This is a genomic window from Azospirillum sp. B506, from assembly GCF_000333595.1.
In the GTDB taxonomy this organism is placed as follows: Bacteria; Pseudomonadota; Alphaproteobacteria; order Azospirillales; family Azospirillaceae; genus Azospirillum.
Window position 1 is genome coordinate 1 of sequence record NZ_BADK01000455.1, and the last position, 1,915, is coordinate 1,915.

Sequence of the window (1,915 nt, forward strand, 5' to 3'; positions counted from 1 at the left end):
GGGCGTTCGGCCGGCGCACCACCCTGGTCATCGCCCATCGGCTGTCGGCCGTCCCCTATGCCGACCGGATCCTCGTCTTCGACGGTGGCCGGCTCGTCGAAGACGGCAGCCGTTCCGATCTCGAACGCACCGGCGGCGTCTATGCCCGGCTCGCAGCGCTTCAGGGAGACGCCGCATGATTGCCAGGATCTTTTCCGGATTGGCGGCGAAACCGCGGGCCGCCGGTCTTCTCGGGCTGCTGCCGCTGCTGAAGGGCCGCCGCCGGCTGCTGGCCCTGACGATGCTGTCCGGCGTCCTTGCCCAGGGCGGCACGCTTGCCAGCATGGCCTGCGGCGCCTGGCTGGTCGGCCGGGCGGTGACGGGGGCCGCGCTGCCCGGTCCCGGTTCCGGGATGTCCGGCTTCTGGCTGTTCGGCATTGTCGTCGTGGCCGCGGCCGGGGCGCGCTGGTGGCAGGCCTACATTTCGCACGCCCTGGCCTTCGCGCTGATCGAGACCTTGCAGATCGGCATTTACGACGGGCTGGAAAGAGCGGCTCCGGACTCCGTTCTCGGGCGGCAGACGGGCGAACTCGCGGCCATCGCCACCGGCGACGCCGAGTTGATGGAACATTTCTACGCCCATACCCTGGCGGACTATGTCGGCGCCCTTCTGGTGCCGCTCGCGGCCCTGGCGGGTCTTTGGACGATCCACCCGGTCATGGCGGCGGCACTGCTCCCCTTCCTGCTGCTGGTCGCCAGCGTCCCCTATTGGCTGGCCCGTCGCGCCGGGGAACAGGGCGCGCTGGCGTTGACCGAACTCGGCCGCCTCAATGCCCGGACGGTGGAGATCGTTCAGGGGTTGCGCGAGCTGACGATCTTCGGCCGGGGACGCGACGCCCTGGCCCGGCTGGCGCGGCACGCCGAGCTGCTGTCCGCAGCGCAACGCCGCTATGGATCGCGCGCCGGTCTGGAACTGGCGGCGATCGACGGGTTGACGACGCTCTCCGTGTTGACCGCCGCGCTTGCCGGAAGCGTTCTGGTCGCCGGAGGGGAGTTGGACCGGGCGCTGTTCCCGCTGGCCCTGGTTCTGGCGGGCGGCGCGCTCACCCCCATCGCCGAGGTGACGCAAACGGCGCGCAAGCTGGGCGAACTGCGTGCCGGGGCCGCCCGCGTGCTGACCATTTTCCACCAGCCGGCGCGGATCGCCGATGATGGCCGCCAGCCGGTTCCACAGGATGTGACGGTCCGTTTCGAGCATGTCGGCTTCGGCTATGGCAACGGGCGGCGTGACGTGCTGGACGGATTGGACCTCAGCCTGTCGCCTGGCGAGATGGTGGCGCTGGTCGGCCGCTCCGGGGCCGGCAAGAGCACGGCCGCCAATCTGCTGCTGCGTTTCTGGGACGTCGGATCGGGGCGGATCAGCATCGGGGGATGCGACATCCGGACCCTGCCGGTCGAGGCCCTGCGCCGGCTCGTCGCCTATGTGCCGCAGGATGTCCACCTGTTCAACGAGACCGTCGCCGACAATCTGCGCCTCGGCGCCCCGGACGCGCCGATGGACGAGATCGAGCGGGTGGTTGAATTGGCGCAGGCGGCATATGTCGTCGCCGGGCTTCCCGAGGGATACCGGACGATCTGCGGCGAGCGCGGCATGCGTCTGTCCGGAGGACAGCGCCAACGTCTGGCGATTGCCCGCGCGCTGCTGACGCGGGCGCCGATCCTGCTGCTCGACGAGGCGTCCTCAAATCTCGATCCGGAGAACGAGCTGGCCCTTCACAAGGCGCTCGCCACCATAAAGCGGGATCACGCGGTCCTGGTCATTGCCCACCGGCCGTCGACCATCCGGCAGGCCGACCGCATCATGGTCCTCGATGCGGGGCGGATCGTCGAGCAGGGAAGGCATGACGAATTGCTGGCCCTTGGCGGATTGTATGCG

Annotated in this window: 1 protein-coding gene; it reads left to right on the top strand. The window is 69.7% G+C overall.

Features of this window, described 5'->3' with window-relative positions:
• Positions 1-175: 175 nt before the first annotated feature.
• On the top strand, positions 176-1,915 hold a 1,740-nt coding region (locus tag I71_RS13755), incomplete at its 3' end, for an ABC transporter ATP-binding protein (protein WP_042695423.1).